Annotated in this window: 16 protein-coding genes; 10 read left to right on the plus strand and 6 right to left on the minus strand. The window is 42.9% G+C overall.

The window, feature by feature from the left end; all coding sequences use genetic code 11:
• Positions 1-88 precede the first annotated feature (88 nt).
• Positions 89-3,226 (minus strand): efflux RND transporter permease subunit, encoded by a 3,138-nt coding sequence (locus AC3KVK_RS19835; protein ID WP_490310651.1) that lies wholly within the window; start codon positions 3,224-3,226, stop codon positions 89-91.
• Positions 3,223-4,386: an efflux RND transporter periplasmic adaptor subunit gene (locus AC3KVK_RS19840; RefSeq protein ID WP_490310650.1), complete on the minus strand. Its 1,164-nt coding sequence runs from the start codon at positions 4,384-4,386 to the stop codon at positions 3,223-3,225. Before AC3KVK_RS19840 ends, AC3KVK_RS19835 begins: the two co-directional genes overlap by 4 nt.
• A gap of 126 nt (positions 4,387-4,512) precedes the next feature.
• Here AC3KVK_RS19840 and AC3KVK_RS19845 point away from each other — a divergent pair, with 126 nt between their 5' ends.
• The 7 genes from AC3KVK_RS19845 (at position 4,513) to AC3KVK_RS19875 (ending at position 13,965) form a co-directional block, all read left to right on the plus strand.
• Positions 4,513-5,346, plus strand: coding sequence for a nicotianamine synthase family protein (locus AC3KVK_RS19845; RefSeq protein ID WP_490310649.1), 834 nt, complete (start codon positions 4,513-4,515; stop codon positions 5,344-5,346).
• Entirely contained in the window at positions 5,346-6,578 is a 1,233-nt protein-coding gene (locus AC3KVK_RS19850; protein WP_490310648.1) for an MFS transporter, read from the plus strand. The genes AC3KVK_RS19845 and AC3KVK_RS19850 overlap by 1 nt, the downstream gene beginning before the upstream one ends.
• Positions 6,579-6,581: 3 nt before the next feature.
• Positions 6,582-7,034 carry a hypothetical protein gene (locus AC3KVK_RS19855; RefSeq protein WP_490310647.1) on the plus strand — a complete coding sequence of 151 codons (453 nt, stop codon included), beginning with the start codon at positions 6,582-6,584 and terminating at the stop codon, positions 7,032-7,034.
• Between the two features lie 130 nt (positions 7,035-7,164).
• Positions 7,165-9,303, plus strand: coding sequence for a TonB-dependent siderophore receptor (locus AC3KVK_RS19860; protein WP_490310646.1), 2,139 nt, complete (start codon positions 7,165-7,167; stop codon positions 9,301-9,303).
• 278 nt (positions 9,304-9,581) lie between these two features.
• A complete protein-coding gene (locus tag AC3KVK_RS19865) occupies positions 9,582-10,019 on the plus strand; it encodes a GNAT family N-acetyltransferase (RefSeq protein ID WP_490310645.1) in 438 nt (145 codons plus the stop codon).
• Between the two features lie 137 nt (positions 10,020-10,156).
• Positions 10,157-10,720 (plus strand): ECF-type sigma factor, encoded by a 564-nt coding sequence (locus AC3KVK_RS19870; protein WP_490310644.1) that lies wholly within the window; start codon positions 10,157-10,159, stop codon positions 10,718-10,720.
• Positions 10,720-13,965, plus strand: coding sequence for a serine/threonine protein kinase (locus tag AC3KVK_RS19875; RefSeq protein ID WP_490310643.1), 3,246 nt, complete (start codon positions 10,720-10,722; stop codon positions 13,963-13,965). The genes AC3KVK_RS19870 and AC3KVK_RS19875 overlap by 1 nt, the downstream gene beginning before the upstream one ends.
• A gap of 74 nt (positions 13,966-14,039) precedes the next feature.
• Here the strand turns inward: AC3KVK_RS19875 and AC3KVK_RS19880 are convergent, their stop codons facing one another.
• The 4 genes from AC3KVK_RS19880 to AC3KVK_RS19895 form a co-directional block, all read right to left on the minus strand.
• Complete coding sequence (locus AC3KVK_RS19880) at positions 14,040-15,371, minus strand: BamB-related PQQ repeat family beta-propellar protein (protein WP_490310642.1); 1,332 nt, start codon at positions 15,369-15,371, stop codon at positions 14,040-14,042.
• A gap of 257 nt (positions 15,372-15,628) precedes the next feature.
• On the minus strand, positions 15,629-16,381 hold the full coding sequence (locus AC3KVK_RS19885; protein WP_490310641.1) for an MBL fold metallo-hydrolase: 753 nt from the start codon (positions 16,379-16,381) through the stop codon (positions 15,629-15,631).
• Positions 16,382-16,470: 89 nt separating this feature from the next.
• Positions 16,471-16,788, minus strand: a complete 318-nt coding sequence (locus tag AC3KVK_RS19890; protein WP_490310640.1) for a heavy metal-binding domain-containing protein — start codon at positions 16,786-16,788, stop codon at positions 16,471-16,473.
• A gap of 79 nt (positions 16,789-16,867) precedes the next feature.
• Positions 16,868-17,266: a hypothetical protein gene (locus AC3KVK_RS19895; protein WP_490310639.1), complete on the minus strand. Its 399-nt coding sequence runs from the start codon at positions 17,264-17,266 to the stop codon at positions 16,868-16,870.
• 246 nt (positions 17,267-17,512) lie between these two features.
• Here AC3KVK_RS19895 and AC3KVK_RS19900 point away from each other — a divergent pair, with 246 nt between their 5' ends.
• The 3 genes from AC3KVK_RS19900 to AC3KVK_RS19910 all read left to right on the plus strand — a co-directional run bounded on the left by AC3KVK_RS19900 (position 17,513) and on the right by AC3KVK_RS19910 (position 21,039).
• Complete coding sequence (locus AC3KVK_RS19900) at positions 17,513-18,592, plus strand: zinc-binding metallopeptidase family protein (RefSeq protein ID WP_490310638.1); 1,080 nt, start codon at positions 17,513-17,515, stop codon at positions 18,590-18,592.
• 69 nt (positions 18,593-18,661) lie between these two features.
• Positions 18,662-20,116, plus strand: coding sequence for a circularly permuted type 2 ATP-grasp protein (locus tag AC3KVK_RS19905; protein WP_490310637.1), 1,455 nt, complete (start codon positions 18,662-18,664; stop codon positions 20,114-20,116).
• Entirely contained in the window at positions 20,113-21,039 is a 927-nt protein-coding gene (locus tag AC3KVK_RS19910; protein WP_490310636.1) for an alpha-E domain-containing protein, read from the plus strand. The genes AC3KVK_RS19905 and AC3KVK_RS19910 overlap by 4 nt, the downstream gene beginning before the upstream one ends.
• The last annotated feature ends 197 nt before the right edge of the window (positions 21,040-21,236 follow it).

Below are 21,236 nucleotides of genomic sequence, written 5' to 3' on the forward strand. Positions count from 1 at the left end.
ATATAGCGGTGATATAACATAACACAACGAAATGTGATAACATAACAAAATGAATGATATTTATTATTATTTGTAACAACAGTGCCCATCAAGATGCCCTTAACCGTGTTGGCTTAATGGCTCTCATCGCCAAGAGCAATTTGGCCTTACACTCATACACAATGTCGATTAGACAGGGCAACAAAATTAATGAGGTAAGCGTGGAAAATAACACGGCAAAACTGAGTGACACCGCCATCGGGATCACAAACTGAGCTTGTAAACTGCTTTCAAACATCAGTGGTAATAAACCAATAAATGTTGTCAGTGACGTTAGCAAAATGGCCTTAAATCTCGAGATTGTCCCTTGGCAAATCGCATCATTTAAGGGCATAAAATCACGCAGTTGATTAACTCTAGTTAGCAGTACCAACGCATCGTTTATCACGACCCCAGCGGCTGCAATCATGCCAAAAACTGACATCATACTGAACGTATAACCTAACAATAAATGACCATAAAAAGCCCCTGCTGTGGCAAACGGAATAACCACAATGACGAGTAACGGCTGACGATAGCTCTTAAGTGGAATGGCTAATAAACTGTACACAGCTAAGAGCGCGATAATCGCAAATGCGACCATTTGGCTTTGTTCGTGCTGCTGCTCTTTTAAATGGGCACCTAAATCAAACGACACATCTGGATAACGGGCTTTTATGGCAGGTAATATTTGTGTATCAATTGTTGTACGAATCGCGGTAACGTGCGCTTTTTGGCTGGGCAGAATAAACGCTGACACAGTAAAAGTGCGCAGACCTTGCTCTGTATGAATTTCATGGCTGCTGTGAGTGGTAGTGAGCGTTGCAATATCTGAAAAAAGCACTTGCGCATCTTGATTAATACGGATCGGTAACGCCTTTAATGATGAAAGCGATTGGCGCTCATTAATGTCCCCGCGGACCATAAAGCGTACGGTTTGCTGCTGCGTCACGACTCGTTGCACTTCGATACCATAAAAATAAGCAAAAACCTGTTTTGCAACCTCACTTGAGGTTAACCCTAAATGGATCCCTTTAGGCGTAAGTTGGATCTGCCATTCTCGTTGGTTGGTATTAAGGTTTGAAGTTAATTGAGTTATCGCTTCGTGTTCGGCCAAAGCGCGACTTAAATCAATGGTGGCAGCCGTTAACGAGTTTAAATGATCGCTGTATAACTGATAACTGAGCTCAGGCTTTTGATTAATATCAATCACATCAGACTCGATAGTAATGGCTTTCACTCCCAGTAAATTCGGCATGGCCGCCTGCCAACGCCGTGCTAATTCAAATGCATCAAAAGGACGTTTATCTTCATCAACCAATGGTGCAAGCACTTCGCCTTCGGTGTCATTATCAAGCCAAATATAGGTGTCTTTTACCAGCTTTTTGCCGGTACTTTGCTGCGTTTGTTGCTCAACTTGCAGCACCATTTGTTCAATTTGTTTCACTGCCTGCAATGTGTGTTGATGAGAGGCATTGTTATCCATTTGAATATGAATCGATGGAAAATCATGGGGCACTTTAGGGACAGCTGTAAAACCAATGACGCCCGCTTTAACCAATAAAACGGCCCCAACTAAAAAGCCAATAAACAGCATTAAAATCGGGTACCTAAAATGAATCACCCGTTTGAGAACGGGCAAAAAGGTATACGTTAACCAACCTGAAAAAGCGTTATCGAACTGAGTTCGCCAGTGAGCTTGAGGCAGTGGCTTAATAGGGCTATGCGCTAGATGAGCTGGCAAAATCAGTTTAGATTCGATCAAGCTAAACAATAAACACAGTAACGCGACACCTGCTATGGCAATAAACTGCCCAGAATTTGGGCCTGTACTGAACATAAAGGGCATAAAAACCGCCATCGTGGTTAGCACGCCAAAAGTGGCTGGAGCCGCTACTTTACTGGCACCAACAATGATATTTTCAACATTGTGTCCCTTATCAGCAGCTTCGTGCGCAGCACTTTCACTGATCACAATGGCATCATCAACAACAATGCCTAACACCATAATAAAAGCAAACAGTGACACCACATTGAGCGTGACACCGATAAGCGGCATCAACCAAAGCGCGCCTAAAAAGCTCACCGGTAAACCCAACATGACCCACAAAGCTAAACGCACACGTAAAAATACACTCAACGCAATAAAAACCAACAAGGCACCTTGGGCTAAGTTGGTCAGCATCATATTCAGTCGCCCTTCTAGATAATAAGTCGTGTCAACTAATTGATAGAGCGAGTATCCGCTAGGCAACAAAGGTGTTTTATATGCTAAATATGCTTGTACACTTTGAGCCACAGCAGTAATAGATTGCGACTCGTCGGCTAAAATTCGCATATAAAATGCATTTTTGCCATTTAGTTGCGCTAAGTGCAGCTGCTCAGTCAGGGATTTTTTTATCGTGGCAATACTGCCCAAAGTCAGTAACTCGCCTTGCTCTGTGGTCAGTAAAGGCAATGCGTTTAAGCTGGTCGTGGTGTCTTTTCGTGCCGGGAGTTGCAGATTTATTTTGCCATTTTCAGTGGCTATTTGGCCGGCGCTGATATTTTGTGACTGCTGACGAATGAGCGCGGCAATATCCTGGAGTGACAAACCATAGCGCTGTAATGCATGGCGTGATACTTCAATAGAAAACTCGACATCGGGTAGATTGGTGGCTTGTACGTGATTGATCACTTCTCGAGCTAATAACTCTCTTTTAATGTGTTCACCAAATTGTTTCAAAGCGAGTTTATCATCAGGCCCTGTTAACACTAAGCTCACTGCATTTTGTAACTGAGGTTTGTTTTGTAGAATAATTGGTTCCATGGCGCTGGGTAAGTCTGCGATGGCATCGAGTTTATGTTTGATCTCATTGAGCCTTTGCTCGCTGGATTCATTGGCGTTTAACCCAATGATCATCTTGGCACTGTGCTGCCTTGCTTGACTTTCAATACGTTTAACACCGGTTTGACTATTAAGTGCATGCTCAATTTTTTTTACAACTTGCTCTTCAAGCTCCTTTGCTGATGCGCCAAAGTATTTTATCTGAATGTGGATTTCAGGATTTTTAGCAATGGGGAACATTTGCCGTTGAATACTGTTAAAACTCAGCAACCCCATCGCAATAATAAAAATCATCAGTAAGTTTGCGACCAGAGGACGGTGACAAAAAAAAGCAATCACTCTATTTTTATACGGCTCTTGGAGTGTATGTAACTTTGTCATAGTGATTGACCCTCAACAGATGCCAAAGCGGCATGAACAACATTGACCGCCATATTTTCTCTGACAATTTCGGGGCGCTTATCGACTAATAATAGCGGGTGCGGACTGGGCAGTTTAATGATCAAGTCATGCTTTTGGGTGCTCAAAATTTCAACGGGCACAGATCGTAATGTCTGATGTTCTGATAACGTCCAAATGCGCCCATCCGTGACCATGTGTTGTGCAACCAAAGCGGCATTTTCAAAGTTTTTTGTCGGTACGGAGACAACCACAAACTCACCAAATTCAATGCGCTTGCCTTGGTTAGTTAATCCGTACGGATCGGTAATTTCAACAATATAAGTGGCACTTCGCGTCGCACTTGAACGAGTACCAATACTGCGGGTTAAACGCCCAGTATGAACAACCTGATGATGATCTATGCTCACATTACTGATGGGTAAATCTGACAACAAAGATAATGCTTCATCAGCAATCGCAACATGAACATCGGCTTTGGCGACATTGGCTAAACGCCCGAGTGTTTGCCCTTGCGTAATGACTTGACCTAGGCCCACGTCGCGCTGTTGAATAAGTGCATCATAAGGCGCACGATACTCGCTTCGAGTCAGGTTGGCTTGGGCAATTTGCAATTGAGTTTGCGCGGCCAATAACGACGCTTTGGCGCTGTTAACCTGAGGCTCGCGTTGCGCTAGCGGATTATGAGCAGGAGAATTCGCCAGTAAAAGGGTCGATTTAGCGACGCTTGCCTTCGCTTTTTCTTCCTCAAACTCAGCACTGGCTTTGGCTACAGTTGCTTGTGCTAATGTCACTTTTGCAGCTAAATCAAAGGGATTAAGTTTGATCAACACAGTCCCTTTTTGCACAATGCCGCCTTCCACAAAGCTTGGGTGTAAATACGTCACTTTTCCTGCCACTTCGAAGGCAATATCGGTGTTTTCGATTGGCTTGACAACACCTGATAACTCAAGCTGAGTGCGCATGATATTAGGAGTGACCGACTGCACACTAATCAGTGGTAAAGGTTTTATTGAAACACTGTCTTTACTCGGTACCACCTTCGCTGAAGGTGTCATAAACCACCCTGTGAGCACGATTAAACCAATGATTGTGAGGGTTAAAAACCATCGACCTTTAATGCCGTCAAACCTATTAAGCATATACCTTACTTCCTGTAAACATTACAAGTACCCAATTTACAAACAAAACACTTGCATCGATTATTTTTGTTATGTTATAACATTTTTAGATGTAATAGGTAACACTTTTTCCCAAATTAGGTATTTATGATTCAGGCACTTTCTCCCAATCAATATGCATCAAAAATTTGCGATGCATTTCAGGCAATTAAAAATATACAGCGTGATTCATTTTCCGCTCCCAATATGGCTCTGTACACGCGGTTTATGGACTTATTGTCTAATCAGCAAGATGAAAATTTTGCAAGCCAAGTGCTCGCAGAGCCCTGTCTGAGTAAAATAAAAAATGACATCGCCTCGCTATTTGCCACGACGTCAGGACGTTATGAACACTTCTGGGCTCAACAGCTGCTGGGCTCATCCGACCCTATTGCCACTTTAACCTCTGATTACCCGTGGTTTAGTCATTACCAAAGAGCGGTTGGTTTAGAGTCAAATGCGATTTATGCGCTCTCAGGCAAACAAGAATTAACGGTCTTAATGGCGGGTAGCGGGCCATTACCCATCACCTCTTTGCTGCTTTGTTCACAAGGAATGAAAATCAATAACCTTGATATCGACCCACAAGCACTTTCGATTGGGAAGCAAGTACAGCAACACGTTTACCCCCAGCAAAACCAAACATTTAGTTGTGCCGATATTTGTGAATTTGACGACCTTGATCAGTTTGATGTGGTGTGGCTTGCCGCGTTAGCAGGATCAAGCGATGTAAAAAAACAAATAATCGCGCACTTATTTACCCACATGCGCGCAGGAAGTTTTATTGTCGTCAGAACCGCTTTTAATTTACGCCAATTACTGTATCCAAGCATTGCCTTGAACGACTTAATGCCGTTTATTCCAAAATTAAAGATTCAAACCTATAGCGATAATTTTCATTCAATTTTGATTGCGCAAAAACCACTGGATGGACAACGCTAATGCAACTGTTTGCACCACTTAGAGCGTTAACCCCTGAGTACAAACTAATGCTGTTTGCTGCGTTCGTGTTTAACTTAGGTTTTTACATGTTGATCCCGCTGCTTAGCCATTACTTAGCAGAGAATTTAGCGCTGAGCGCAACACTGATAGGTGTGGTGATGGGCGTACGCTCGTTTTGTCAACAAGGCTTGTTTTTAGCTGGGGGCGTCTTGGCTGACAAGTTTGGGGCCAAACCGCTAATCATTACCGGATGTATGTTGCGCGCAATCGGATTTGTACTGTTTTTATGGGCTGAACACACTGCCATTTTATTTTTAGCGGCCTTTTTAACTGGCTTTGCTGGCGCGCTATTTACCCCAGCTGCACAAGCCTACTTTGCCAATGCCAAAGCGATCAGTAAAGCTGAGATGTTTGCACTTGTAGGTGTTGCTAGAAATGCCGGTGAGCTGCTTGGACCTGTGTGTGGTTTAGCCCTCATCTCAAGCAGTTTTGCTTTGCTATGCAGTGTCGCTGCGTTTCCTTTTTTAGGTTTTGCCCTCGTGTTTATTTATCGTTTACCCGCTCCAAAAAAATCACAGCAAACCGCAGGGCTTAATGCCCATGATTTAATTAAAACGGTGTTAGGCAATCGCTCTTTTTTGCAACTATGCGCGGTGATGATGGGTTATTTTATGTTAATCAATCAAATATCGTTTGCGATGCCCATTTTTTTAGGGCAGTTAGCCATGCCGCTGCACACTATTACGTGGTTATTGAGCGCATGCGCACTGATTTCAATCATCATACAACTGCCTATTACGGCGCTCAGTGAGCGTATTAATAAAGACTCTGTGTTTATTTGTGCAGGGCTTGCACTCATGGGTTGTGGTTTTTTAGTCATGTTATTTAAAGTGCACAATCAATGGCAGTTGCTGATCCAATTAGGACTGCTTGCCTTCTTTTTTAGTGTGGCGACAGCCATGAGTTTACCCCTGATTATGAAACACATTGCCAACTCTGCCCCGCCAGGTACGGTCTCGACGCACTATGGGTTTTTCTATTTATTTGCAGGGATTGGATTAATCACCGGCAGTGCATTAGCCGGTTATACCTTAGATTTAGAGCAAACAATTCCGGGCTTAACTTGGTATGTATTTGCAGCAATCGGTATAAGCAGCGCACTGGCATTTTTATATGTCAATTCGCCAGCAAGCGAAGAAGCAACTCTTTCCCCACCACACGTAAAAGGATAACTGATGCAACAATTAAATACGCAACAGCAACAGGCACTGATGTCTGATTATTTGCAGACCGGCTGGAAACAAGAAGTGATGGAATTTTCCTCAGTTCAACTCGAAACAGGCTATATCAAAGGTTTAATTGATGTGAAACATTTTCAAATGCCCGGAGATGGAGAATTTCACTTCAGTGCACAAAGCGCGATGATTTGGATTTCACAGCTCGGAATAATTTATGGCTGTTGGGATAATCAATTAGCCACAAAAGCGGGCGAAGTCTACCTGAGAGATATTGATCTTAAGTTTAAACGGACCATTAACAAAACCGAGCAAGTGAGTTTTGAGGGTTATTTTCCTAAACATTGTAAAAAGAAATTATCCGATGATTTAGTGTATTACAAAGATGCAAAAATAATCGTTGAATCAGGCGCATTCATTGGCTGTGCCAGCTTTATGGTGCCGTTAAAGTGATCAATCAACACACTATTTTTAAACAATTCAAGAACTAATCATTAAATAAGCGCTTTACATTACAGCCAAACAAAATGTTATGATATAACAAATCTAAAATATCAACCCTCATATTGTTAAAGGAATTACAATGCACATCAGCCTCCGCTCATTTCGACTTTGCTCTATTCACCTTGGAGTTGCTCTGAGCTTATGTTCTGCTAGCGCTTATGCTAAAAATGATCCCTCAATCGAAACAATCGAAGTAACGGCTAAGCGCCAAGCTTACCGTGGTAATTTTGATGTATTAAAAACGCCTGAAGCTGTCTCTGAAATAAATCAGCAGCTCATTAAAAACACTGGTGTAACAGGATTAACTCAAGCGCTTGATTTGGCCGCATCTGTCTCTCGGCAAAATAGCTTAGGCGGATTATGGGATAGTTTCGCTATTCGCGGCTTTTTTGGTGATGAAAACGTCCCCAGCGGCTATTTAGTTAATGGTTTTAATGCAGGGCGTGGTTTTTCTGGGCCGAGGGATTTATCGGGTATTGAGCGAGTTGAAGTATTAAAAGGCCCCAAAGCGGCCCTGTATGGTCGGGGTGAGCCTGGAGGCACAATAAATTTAGTCACCAAACAACCCACTTTTGAGCAACAAGGCAGCATAGCGCTCGAACTGGGAAGCCGAGATAAGCGTCGCGTAGAGGCTGACTTCAGCGGAGGATTAACTGAGCAAGCCGCCGCGCGTATTATCGGTTTTTACGAAACAGGCGACAGCTTTCGTGACACCATCGAAATTAATAAAAAAGGCGTCATGGCCTCCGCTTTATTTGAGCAAAGCGCACGTTCAGTCTGGCAATATGAATTAGAAGCCGCTCGTCAAGAAATTCCATTTGATCGTGGGATTCTCGCGCTCGGTGGTGATTTTGATATGATGCCTATTGAACGCTTTTTAGGTGAACCTGGCGATGGCGCCACCGTCACTGAGGTGCTTGGACACCAGCTGCAATGGCAGTATGAATTAGCTAACGACTGGTTAGTTAATTCAGGTTTGAGTTATCGCTCCACACAATTAACCGGTACATCAAGTGATGCCGAAGTCTCGCCTTCACGACAAAAACTCTACTACGATGGCCGCACGTTGACTCGCCAAAGACGTCAACGAGATTACGATACGGATCAATTTGTCATTCGCTCTGAGATCTCAGGGAAGTTTGATACAGGCTCCATTGCCCACGAGTTAATTGTCGGGGTCGATTACGATTTATTTGATTATGATCGCGATTACCGTGTGTATCGCTCGCCGGCATTGTCGACCAATCCAAGCAATGAAATGTTGCATGCTATTGATATTTATCAGCCTATTTATGGACAGCATCCTCTACCGACCCCAGTTCCGGCCATTGTCAGAGTACAAAAACAAAGCGCTACGGGCTTATATTTACAAGATCAAATGCGTTTGACTGATAATTTGCATGTGCGAGTGGGCGGCCGTATTGATCGTTTGAAACAAACCCTCGATGACCAAATCAAACACGTCTCAGCAGAACAATCTGAAACCCATTTTAGCCCACAAGCGGGTGTAGTTTATCAGCTCAATGAACATTGGTCGTTATACTCAAGTTACGGTGAAGGATATCGCCTAAATTTTGGTACTGATGCCATGGGTCAAGGTTTTGAGCCTAATGAGAGCAACTCGGTCGAAATCGGCACTAAATTCAATCTGCTCGATAATAAACTGGGTGTCACTGTTGCCTATTTTGACAGTACACAAAAAAATATTATTGTGGCTGATGCAGCCAACCCGGGTTATCACAGTGCAATTGGCCAAGCGAGCAGTTCAGGGGTGGAGCTCGATATATCAGGACAGCTACCAGGTGATGTAGATGTCTGGTTCTCGTATGCATACATTGATGCCCAAGTAGATAAAGATGCAAAAGATACTGGCCTCGGAGTGGCTTTGAAAAAAGGCGATGAACTGCTCAATATCCCACAAAACACTGCAAGTATCCAAATTAGCAAACAACTGGCTGTATTTGAGCAAGCACTGACAGTGGGGATTGGGGCCAACTATGTTGATCAACGCTTAGGTCAACGAGGCTCAGATTTTTATTTGCCAGCCTACACCCTAGCTAATCTATTTGCTAAATATGATTTAACGCAGCAGTTTGAAGTGAAACTGCAAGTCCAAAATCTATTTGACCGTACCTACTTCCCCAACTCATACACGCAAATTTGGGTGCAACCAGGCGAGCCTCGCTCAATTGATCTAACCCTCAGCTATACATTCTAACCACTTTTTGGCTGCCACATCACCTGTGGCAGCCTTCACTCATTCACTCATTCACTCATTCACTCAGCTGTATTTTGATTGCCCTATTTAGCACGGCAAGAAAACAAACCAAAATTCATTCAGATTAGTGAGTCTCTGGTACATTACAAAATAATTTTCAACCATCATTAGAGATTTTAAGGTACATTAACGCAGGATGTGAGTGCCCGAAGATTACTCAATTCGACAAATTTATTTGCCCAATAAACAACACGACTATCTACCTAGCAGAGGTAAACATGAATATTGCGCTTAGAGCAGCAACACCTACTGACACTGATTTTTTACTGCAATTGCGGGCTAAGACGATGGGGCCGCACATTGCCGAGATGGGCCTGCCAACTAATGAAGAATCGTATCGCGAGCGCGTGATGTATCGATTTGACTGTGCGCAAATTGTCACGGTCGACAACCAAACTGCAGGACTATTCAAAGCCTGCTTTTTACCTGAGAAAAACCAATGGTTTTTAGTACAAATTCAGATCCATCCGGATTTTCAAAACCGTGCAATTGGCCGCACGCTAGTCAGTCAACTACTCGAACAGGCCAAAGCAGCTAGTGCAGATGTATATTTAACCGTGTTTAAATCCAACCCCGCACAAAACCTGTATTTACGTCTCGGCTTTCAGCAAGTCGGCGAAACAGAGCATGAATATGAAATGCTCTGGCAATGTTAAGACGTGACGATAGCGCTGCTGATTTTGTACATTTCCCCATAAATTCGCTGATAAAACTCATACTAATGAATTAGTACTTGTTATCAACTCGTTAGAATTGTACCTTATAGAACAATTCAACAAAGGGATTTGGATGCATGGAGTCATCACTCGAAGCGTTAATAACAGGCTGGCAAAATGGCTGTCATAAAAGTGCCGACGAACTAAAAGCGCGGCTTTATTATCATTTGCATGCTATTTGTCAGCAACATTTACAAAGCTACCGAGAAAAAATTGACTCGACGTATATTTTACAGCACTTACCCCATACAGGATCACTATTGCATCAATCGTTAATTGACTTGATCCCACCGCGACAAACCATTGAACACCAAACTCAGTTTAATACCTATCTCAGCCTCTTTATTCGTAATGTTTTACGAGACGAAATCCGAAAGTTCCAAGCCAAAAAACGCACTCCCGCAACCATCGAATTACACCACAATGCGCGCATTAAACGCCAAGATGATTTTTTAGCTTTAGACCAAGCCTTGAATCACCTTGAGCAAAGCCACCCACAAAAAGCCCATATTTTTTCACAACATTATTTTTTAGGCTTTGATCCCAAAGCGTTGGCAAAACAATTTGAGGTGTCATTAGCCACTATTTACCGAGAACTCGATGCAGCTAAAGCCTTTTTAAGACTTAGAATCAACGCATAATGATGACCTTAAATCCCCAATTCGAAGACGCGTTGAGCTGCTTTGAATATTTACTCGAACACCACAGCGATCACTTATCTCAAGGGCTTAGCCACTTAGGGCTGAGCAATGAAACCCTACTAAAAGAGGTACGAGCGTTAATACACAGCCATGAAGCTAACGCCGGCCACACCGTTTTTAGCGAGTTAATTAACGCGCAACTGCCTTTACTCAACCATGACGAAGCGCTGTTTGAGTTACACGGTCAGCAAATTGGTTATTTTAAGCTAACAACCTTGCTTGGTTCTGGCGGAATGGGCGCGGTTTATTTAGCGACTCGAAATGATGGTCAAATCAAGCAAAATGTCGCAATTAAGCTGTTTTACCCTTCGATCGTCAAACTGCACGGTGAAAAAAATGTCTTCCAAGAGGCACAATACCTTGCCACCCTCGCGCACCCTAATATTGCAAATGTGCTTGATGTCGGACAATCGCATTTAGGCACTTACATGATCATGGAATACATTGATGGCCACACGCTGCTCAATTATGCCCAACCATTGCCTCATGCGGCGCGCTTAAGTCTTTTTCAAAAAATTTGTGAGGCTGTTGAGTATGCGCACCAACACCGGGTCATTCATGCGGACTTAAAACCGGCCAATATACTCATCAACCATGCAGGAGAACCTAAACTGGTTGATTTTGGCGTTGCTCGCCCAAGTGTGATCAATCACGATACGCCATTAAACAATGCGTACATCAAAGCGCTGAGCCAAGAATACGCCAGCCCTGAACAATTGGCGGGTGAGAGCTTAACCACCCAATCGGACATTTTTAGCCTCGGCCGCATTTTAGAAAAACTGCTCATAACGCCAGTTGACCCTGAGCTTCAAGCTATTATTAATAAAGCTCAGGCACACAATCCAAGCGAGCGATTTACTTCGGCAGACAGTTTAAAACAAGACTTAACCACTCATCTGGCACATCGGCCATTGTTGTGGTTTAACCATTCTCATCGGTATATTCTTAGAAAATTTGTCCGCCGCTCTCCATTAACGGCTTCCTTGCTGGCTTGCTCTTTTATCTTGCTCAGTGTAGCTTGCGCTGGGCTCTACCTTTACCAAGATGAGCAAAAGTACGCTGCAATTCAACAAAATGAACTGCTGTCTTTTTATCAAAACTTACTGACTAGCAGCACACCCTTAGCACCCAATGGCACTAAGTTATCCGTGTCTGATGTGTTACTCGCTGGGGTTGAACAGGTCAAAGACAGTCAATTAAGCCCGCAAAATAAACACAGTGTATTAATGACTGTTTCAACCAGTTTGTATCGACACGGCAACTTTGCTGCAGCACTGGAAATACTCGCATTATGCGAGCCCAAACTCGATGTGAAAATTTTACAAGTGAAAAGCTTAATCAGCTTAGGTCATCTTACTGAGGCGCAAAGCCTATGGCGTACTTTAGCGCAACAGTATCCCAATCACGATGAGGTATTGCTGCTTGGTTGGCTCACTCAAACCCAATACGATGAACAAGAGGCCCGCTCAATCAAACAATTGATGCACAGTAACATCGCGTCAGAATTAAGATTTGAGTTGCGTAAGCATGTGTTTATTCTTCGTGCTAATCACCCGCAATTAAATCATGAGTTAGCCACTGCAGACGCGCCATTTTCGCCCGATTTCCTTGCCTATCAGGGGTGGTGGTCATTGATGCAAAGTAGCCAATTTATTCAGCATAAACAATTCAAAGAAGCGAAACATTTACTGGATGCGACCTTAACCAAAGCATCTGAAAACTTTCACCCTTTACACAGTGAATTAGCGAAAATCAATCATATCGCGGCGACTTTATATGCCGATTTGAATGCGCTTCTCGATCAGGAACAAGCGCTCAATAAAGCCATGTTTATTTATCAACAGTTGCAGCCACATTTCAAGCATGAGCTAATCACTGTGCTCAATGATCAATACCGTTATTACTTAAAAGAGCGAGACTTCCTACAAGCCCATAATTTTCTCAACAAACAGCTAGCACTTTGTAACGATAACTCAGCCTCGTGCACAGAGGCACGCTTCGACAGCTTAGCGCTTGGGCTCACAGTGCGAAAGTATTCCTCTGTTATTCTCCATGCGGATGAATTACTGAACGAGTCTTCTCTCTCCTCACCCCGATATTACGATATTTTGTTAGCAAAATATCAGGCGCAACACGCGCTGATGCAACTCGATACTAAAGTGTTATTTTCGGCCTTTGAGGATCTCAACGTCTTGACCCCTCAACAAGCAATAATTTGGCTCGAGCTAGTAAACCAATCAGGGCAGTTGAACCAGCTGAACGATGAACGAATCAACGCGTTAGTCAAGCACGCGCAGTCAACCCCCACTCTTGCGCATTTATTAAATCACACCCTCAGTACACTGCCAGAGCATTCCCGCCAGCAATGGCGAAGTGACTTAGCACCGCTGTTGCAAACGCCGTTTCTCAGCCCAAGCAATCATTTTAAACTCGCAGGTAAAAGCGGTGTCATTGAAGCGCAAAAACGGGTCAACGCCATTCACTCTCCCACACACAATGATACATTGAAAATAGGTTCTGAATTTGTATTGAAATGGGACAAAGAACGATTAATTGGCCACTCAATCAGTGTGCTTATTAACCATACGGTTCACTATGAAGTGAATAACTTTGAGTCTTTTGACAATATCAAACACATTGATTGGCACCCTGCGGCCGTTCAACTCGAGAATACCGGCCAAGCCCGTATCGATCCGTATATTTTTATGGCCAATGGCATTCATCGTTTTAAAATTATGCTAGTCAGCGACTTAGGATATTGGAGCCTATCTGACGGACTATTTAGTATTGCCTCAGGAGTGGCCATAGATAATGGCTTAGAACACTTTTTACGCCCAGAAACGCTGGTTACAGCCATCACACACCCCGCAGCATTTGATCTCTACCCCATTGGTCAACAAAAACCCATCAGATGGGATCACCATACTCTGTTAGGTCAAACCGTGGCGATGTATGTATTGCACGACGATCCCCGCGGGATAGGTGACAAACAACAGGTCGATTTAGATACATTACATAACAAACGCTGGTATCAATTTGCCCAAGCCCTGCCCAATACCGGAGTGTTTGAGTTTGACCCCGCACTTTTTAATGGTCGCGGTAGCAATTACAAACTGTTAATTGTTTCAGATAAAGGCTATTGGAGTGTCTCAGATCAGCGTTTTTCGGTGATAAATCCACTCTGATGACCTGATAAAAATGCACCGCAGCCACATTGATTGCTTTGGTGCAGGGTGGGGAGGAAGACGTTAACTCTTCATTAATTGGCAACGCCGCTGTTTTGGTTGTTTTGGTGTATCTTCGCCCAAGTATTTGCCATTAAACCGCTACTATCTGTTTGTAAGGCAATGAGTTTTCCGGTTGCTCCCGTTGATGACAAATCCGCTTCTGATAGCGTGCCGATATACAAGATCCCTTGGCTATCAATTGCCGGCGAAGACCAAGTGACATTGGCTTTTAAATCATATTGCCATGCTAACTCACCTGACGGTTTAAAGGCATAAACGAGGCTGGATTCTGAAGAAACATAGACATAACCATCATCACCAATTGCTGGCGAAACATAAACGTCGCCACTGATAGCCATTTGCCACTTTATCGCTTGGGTAGTGAGATCAAGGGCATAGAAGGTACTTTCTTCATTATTTTTAGTGCCAAAGTAAAGTGTGCCACGGGATTCATCTATCGCAACCGAGGAACGAATATGGGGCGCTTCAAAGACTTGTGGATTGGGTAATGAAAATTGCCAGCGTAAATCTAAATTGTCATCAAAACTGTATAAAATACCGGCTTCCGAGCCAAAATAGCTATTATTATTTGTATCAATTGCAGGCGTTGAAAAAACCAAATCCCCTTCAAACGCCGCGATATCTTTAAATTCACCCTGTAATTCATAATTGTTTAAATCAAGTTTCAGTACACGTCCTTCATCATAAAAAACCAGTTCCCCCTGGTAGTTAACTGCAGCATTAACAAAACGATCTTGACGCTCTGGGCAATTACACAGTCGTTCAAATACGCTTTCGCCAGTGTGTGTATTAAAGGCAAAAATATCCAGACCGGTATAAATAACCTGATCTTGATACGCCACCACTTTGGTTAAACCAGAGCCAGTTTGAAAGCCATATTCTGAAACCCGTTTACGCCAAATTTGCTGACCATCTTGATTTAACGCCACTAAATCGCGGTAGGTTTTTGTAAATTCTGCCGTGCGTTTATCAACAGTAAAATAAATATTTTGTTGATGAACAACAGGGCTTGAGCGCACTTCTTCACCATTGGGTAAGACATGGCGCCACTTTTCAGAACCATCTCGGTTGTACGCCACCATGGCATCATTGCCACTGGGGCTATTGCGGACATTTTTCGCTGTGCCGATATAAATTGTTTGTTCATCAGCGCTCAATGCAGGCGAGGAGTAATAAGCAAAACTGGCTACGGGTAAGGGCTTTTCCCACACTAAACGCGATTGCTCGACTTTATCGGGCTGTTTATTTTGCTCTAATTGGGTACTTTGCGGATCACTGCCTCCGCATCCGCTCAGAAGTGCACAAGCGGCAAATAGCGCGGCGAGTTGATATCTTAAAATCATGATTTTCCTAAATAAATAACTGCTGTTTTAATTTCATACAGCATGAAGGAAAAAAGCATGAAGCCTAGACACGAAACTTCGGCTAAATATTATCAATAAAAAATAATGTTTGTATTATTTATATTGAAAACTTGGTACCCACTTGAATTTAAATGCCTTTATAGCTAACAGCACCCATCAGTACTGAGTGTCATTTGAATAATTCAAGTCACCTCATCACCAGCAAAGTGAGAAAGGCAAAAAATAACAAAGTGCGATTATCGACGTGAAAAAAGGGCTTGTTTAAACTTTGATTTAATCGAGCGCCAATGCGTAACCGGGACTGTCGGTGCGCTGTCGATGAGGCCATCAAAGTCAATCTCAGAAAATAGCATTTCACCTTCATGGGCCAACAAAACAGATTGAGGTGCCAGTAACTTGATAGCAAGCAAAGAGTGGCAATAATGTTTAGGGTAAAAGAGCGGAAATGGCGCAATTAGTTTGCCTTTCACTTTGACCATTAAGTCGGCCACATAGATGCGCTTTGAAGGCAGATGAAGCACCGAAATATCACGGTCGGTATGCCCTGGAGTATGCAAAATTTGCCAGTCATCAAAGTCGGGCACTGTCATGCCATCAGCCAAATAGTAATCCGCTTTTAAATGACGAGGGTAATAACGTATTTGCCAGCGTTTTCCTTTACGCTGACCAACATACGCCGCGAGCAGCATGTCAGTCCAATGCATTAAGAGGCCATCAATGCCACTATACCATTGCCCCGGCGCATTACTTGTCGCTATTTTTGCATGACAACTTTTAGCTAATTGATGCACCCCTCCGGCATGATCAGGGTGCATATGGGTCACTAAAATAACAGTAAGCTCATAACGGCTACGGTTAAGCGTATGCTCGATATAGTCAATCACGCGCTGGTGATCTGCACGGCTACAACCATCTAGCAGCAGGAATTTATCTGGATATTCAACCAAGTAAATTGATTGAATAAACCCATCAATTGTATGTATCTTCATAAAGGTGCACGCTCCGAATATTGTTCACCTTTATAACTGATTAGACCAGTAAGTGCAAAAGTCTCCCAATCCTAAAATACTTCTTTCAATTAAGGCCCTAAGCGCACCGCCGTACCAAAGACCATAATTTCTGATGAACCGTCCATGATTGCACTGGTGGTAAAACGAATCCCCACCACCGCATCAGCTCCTTTTTCGTGCGCTTTTACCACTAAACGCTCAACGGCGACATTACGTGCCTCGGTGAGCATTTCGGTATAACCACGAATTTCACCACCAACAATGCTTTTTAGCCCAGCCATAATGTCACGACCTAAATGCTTTGATTGCACGACATTGCCAGTGATCACCCCTAAAATCTCAGTAATGTCACGCCCTGGTACCGTTTCTGTGGTGGTATAAATCATAGATAATCCTTTTCTTTTAGTAAGAAAATATATTGAACTCAGTACACTAAGCGACTTCGATTATAGCGGCTTGCGCGAATTAACTCTCAGTATTAATGGTTAATATGGGAAATTGATACTCACCAAATGTCACAGTTATTGATTGAGTTTCGCCCCCTTGAAAATTAAGCTTAAATTCATGCGGGCTGCGGCGTTCGCCATCAGCAAAAGTGGCTAATAAATGACTGTTCTCAAGTGTGCGGCTTCCTCGAGATGTGTTACTCAAGGTCAAAACAGCCCAGCGCTCTCCTTTGTCGTTACTCATCATGACATAATTGCTAATTTTAAAATCACTCGAATTTGCATAAATATTTTTATCATTAGGAAAAGCGAGATTTAATTCTTCGGTGACAACCCGTTCGACATTAATCACCTCGTTCTGAGCGGCAAACGCCTCTGAGACAGTCAGCAAACCAAGCAAAGCAATCCATTTTTTCATTTTTTACTCCTTAAAAATAACAGGAACAACACACTGTTAACCTGTAACAATAATGATTGTTATTATTAAGTTAACTATACCAAACCCAGCTTAACGGTGCAGCGAAAATCAGCGCCAAACGCCCCCTATTTTTATAAAAAACAAATCAATAAAGCTATCTACCTGCGCGCTATAATGATATGTATGTGGCAGGGTTACGACGCTGACACTCAGTGTCTTAACAATCAGTCAAATTAGGAGCTGCGCTTGAAAACTTTCACTTGCCAATGTGGAAACACACTTCATTTTGTGAATACTCAATGTGTACAGTGTTCGTCTGTGCTTGGTTTTGTCCCTGATGAGCTTCAACTTAAAGCCACGCTTCCTGTCGGAAATGGGCTTTACACAGTCGCAGATAGCACCAAGCGCTACAGACAATGCAAAAACTACTGGCAACACGATGTGTGTAATTGGCTTGTCGATGAAAACGATCCCCATGATTACTGCATCTCTTGTCGGCTCAATGTCGAAATTCCCAACTTACAAAAGCCGGGCAACAGTCAACTTTGGTACCGAATGGAAATTGCTAAACGGCGTTTATTGTTCACTTTGTTAAAACTAAATTTGCCAATCATAAGCCGAGCTGATGATCCAAAAACCGGGTTAGGGTTTTCATTTTTAGAAGATCAAACTCAAGATGAGTATGGCAACGAATTAACGGTAAAAGATTTTGTCGTCACCGGTCATGCCTCAGGATTAATTACTCTCAATCTCAATGAGGCGCAAGATAGCTCTCGAGTTGAAATGAGAGAAAAAATGAATGAGCAATATCGAACACTCATCGGCCATTTTCGCCATGAATCAGGGCATTATTTTTGGGACAAGTTAATCCACAACTCTGATCGACTAGCACAATTTCGCGCACTTTTCGGCGATGAGCGTCTCTGTTATACCGAATCACTCAATAACTATTATAAAAATGGTCCATCTGATCAATGGCAAAATGTGTGGATCAGTGCCTACGCCAGTATGCACCCTTGGGAAGATTGGGCTGAAACGTGGGCGCATTATCTCAACATGGTCGATACCCTCGAAACGGCCAATGACTTTAAAATGTGCTTAGCGCATCAAGATATTAAAAATCCATTGCAAAAATGCACCATCGTTGACGATGCTTATACGGCGATTAGCTTCACCCAACTTTTTGATGATTGGTGCAAATTGACTCGGACACTCAATGCGATAAACCGGAGTATGGGCCATGATGAAGCTTACCCATTTGTGATTTCGATTTCTGCATTAAATAAACTGCGCTTTGTCCATGAGACAATCAAACTTGCGAAATAGATTCAACCAATTGATTTTTAATTGTTTTAAACTAAGCTCAGACAGTGTCAACTAAAAAAGGAATACACGATGACCATCAACTGGAGCCATTATGAAGTTCAAAACTTCTATGATGAGCTTATTTCAGCCCCAAGCCAATCTCGCCCTGTTGCTCAGCACTTATCTGATTATTTATCCCATCTTAGCGATGCAGATATTAAAGAGTTTAAAGCCGCCTCTGACCTTGCTATTCAAACCATGGGGATCACTTTTCGTGTCTATAACGATGAAGAAGGCTCGATTGATCGGGCGTGGCCATTCGATATTATTCCTCGTTTAATCGACAAGAAACATTGGCTCACAATTGAGACAGGCTTGAAACAGCGCGTCAAAGCACTCAATTTATTTATTGATGATCTCTACAACGAACAAAAGATAATTAAAGATGGGGTTTTTCCTGCCCACTTGCTCGACAAGTCGAAAAACTTCTTGCCGCAATGTAAAGGCTTTTCTCCGCCCTTGGGGATCTGGGCCCATATTTGCGGCTCTGATTTAGTCCGTGACAACGACGGCACGTTTTATGTCTTAGAAGATAACTTACGTGTGCCATCGGGTGTTTCTTACATGCTCGAAAACCGCCAAGTTATGAAACGTGTTTTCCCTGATATGTTTGAAAAATATAATATTTTGCCAGTCGATGATTATCCATCGCAATTATATGACATGCTGGCAGCACTTTCTCCGCGGGATATCCCTGAACCTGAAATCGTGGTGTTAACCCCAGGGATTTACAATTCAGCCTACTTTGAACATGCTTATTTAGCACAACAAATGGGGGCTGAACTCGTCGTCGGTGATGATTTAGTTGTCCAAGACGATAACTGCGTCTACATGCGCACCATTGAAGGGCTATCGCGGGTCGATGTCATTTATCGCCGCATTGACGATTTATATTTAGATCCTGAAGTCTTTTTACCCGACTCAACCTTAGGTGTCCCAGGGCTAATGCGTGCTTGGCAAGCTGGAAACGTTGCTTTAGCGAATGCCCCAGGAAGTGGCGTGGCTGATGATAAGGTCGTGTATTCATTTGTGCCTGAAATTATTGAATATTACCTAGGCGAACAGGCCATTTTACCGAACGTACCGACTTATAAATGTATTAACCCAGATGATCTGGATTATGTGATCAACAACATCGAAAAACTGGTCGTCAAACCAGCGAACGAATCGGGGGGTTATGGCATGCTGATCGGCCCCCATGCCTCGCCCGAGGAGCATGAAGAGTTTCGTCAACGTGTCAAAGACGATCCTCGCAATTACATTGCCCAACCTATGTTGATTTTATCGACCGCGCCAACATTTGTAGAACAAAAAGTGGAGCCTCGTCATTTGGATTTACGTCCATTTATTCTCAGTGCTAAAGACATCACCGTCACCACGGGTGGCCTCACACGTGTTGCTTTGGTGAAAGGTTCAACGGTGGTCAATTCATCACAAGGTGGTGGTAGTAAAGATACTTGGATTGTCGATATGGAGTCTGTATGAGTATGCTCTCACGTGTTGCTAGTAATATTTATTGGTTAGGTCGTTATCTCGAACGCGCAGAAAATACAGCGCGCATTATAAATGTGAACACTAACTTACTTCTCGACTTACCCAAACATATCAAATTGGGTTGGCAACCACTTTTGGAAATCACTTCAACCACCGATGCATTTAATGCTGTTTATGCGCAGGTCAATGAAGCCAATGTCAGTGCATTTTTGATGGTTGAGGCCAATAACCCCAGTTCCATTTTAAACTCTCTTATGGCTGCTCGCGAAAACGCCCGCACCATTCGTGAAATAATTCCCCGCGAAGTATGGGAGCAAATAAATAGCCTGTATTTAACCGCAAAAGAACAGTTGTCTCACCCAAAACACAGCCGGCACAGATACGATAACTTGAACAAAATCATACAAGCTAATCAAGCAATAACAGGAACACTTGCAGGCTCAATGACCCATGATGAAGGTTACGACTTTCTTCGATTAGGTCGAAATATAGAACGTGCAGATATGACCACACGGATCATCGATGTCCGCTCAGCGACCTTATTACCCAATGTCGATCAAGACAGCGCACCGTTTGAAAATATCCAATGGATGAGTGTGCTCAAATCGTTAACAGGTTATCAAATGTATCGCCGACAAATGCGTTTAAGAGTTAACCGCCATGACGTGCTACGCTTTTTACTCCTTGATGAGCAGTTTCCTCGTGCGCTTAAACACACGCTAAAGCAGGTGGAGTATTGTCTGAATGATTTACCTAACAGCACAGCAATCACCACTGAATTGTCAGATTTATATCAAGAATTAGCGCAGGCCCAATTAAAAACGCTTAAACAAGATTCCTTGCATGAATTTATCGATGAGCTGCAGCTAGGCATCCATTCATTACACAATACCTTGTCTAAACAATACTTTTAACTAACATCCATACCGGGCTATTCACGCATTGAAGAGCTCGGTATAACTTGACCAAACTAGCAATAACCTCACACTTTATTGTACGCTTTTTCATTAATGGTAAATGTGTGTCAAATCATGCCATTTTTAATAAACGGCCTCTCCTATAATTATTTTTGTCTTTATAAACACTTTTTTGTCACAGCTTATCGATTTGA

The sequence above is a fragment of the Pseudoalteromonas sp. J2K-J979 genome (genome assembly GCF_058169715.2).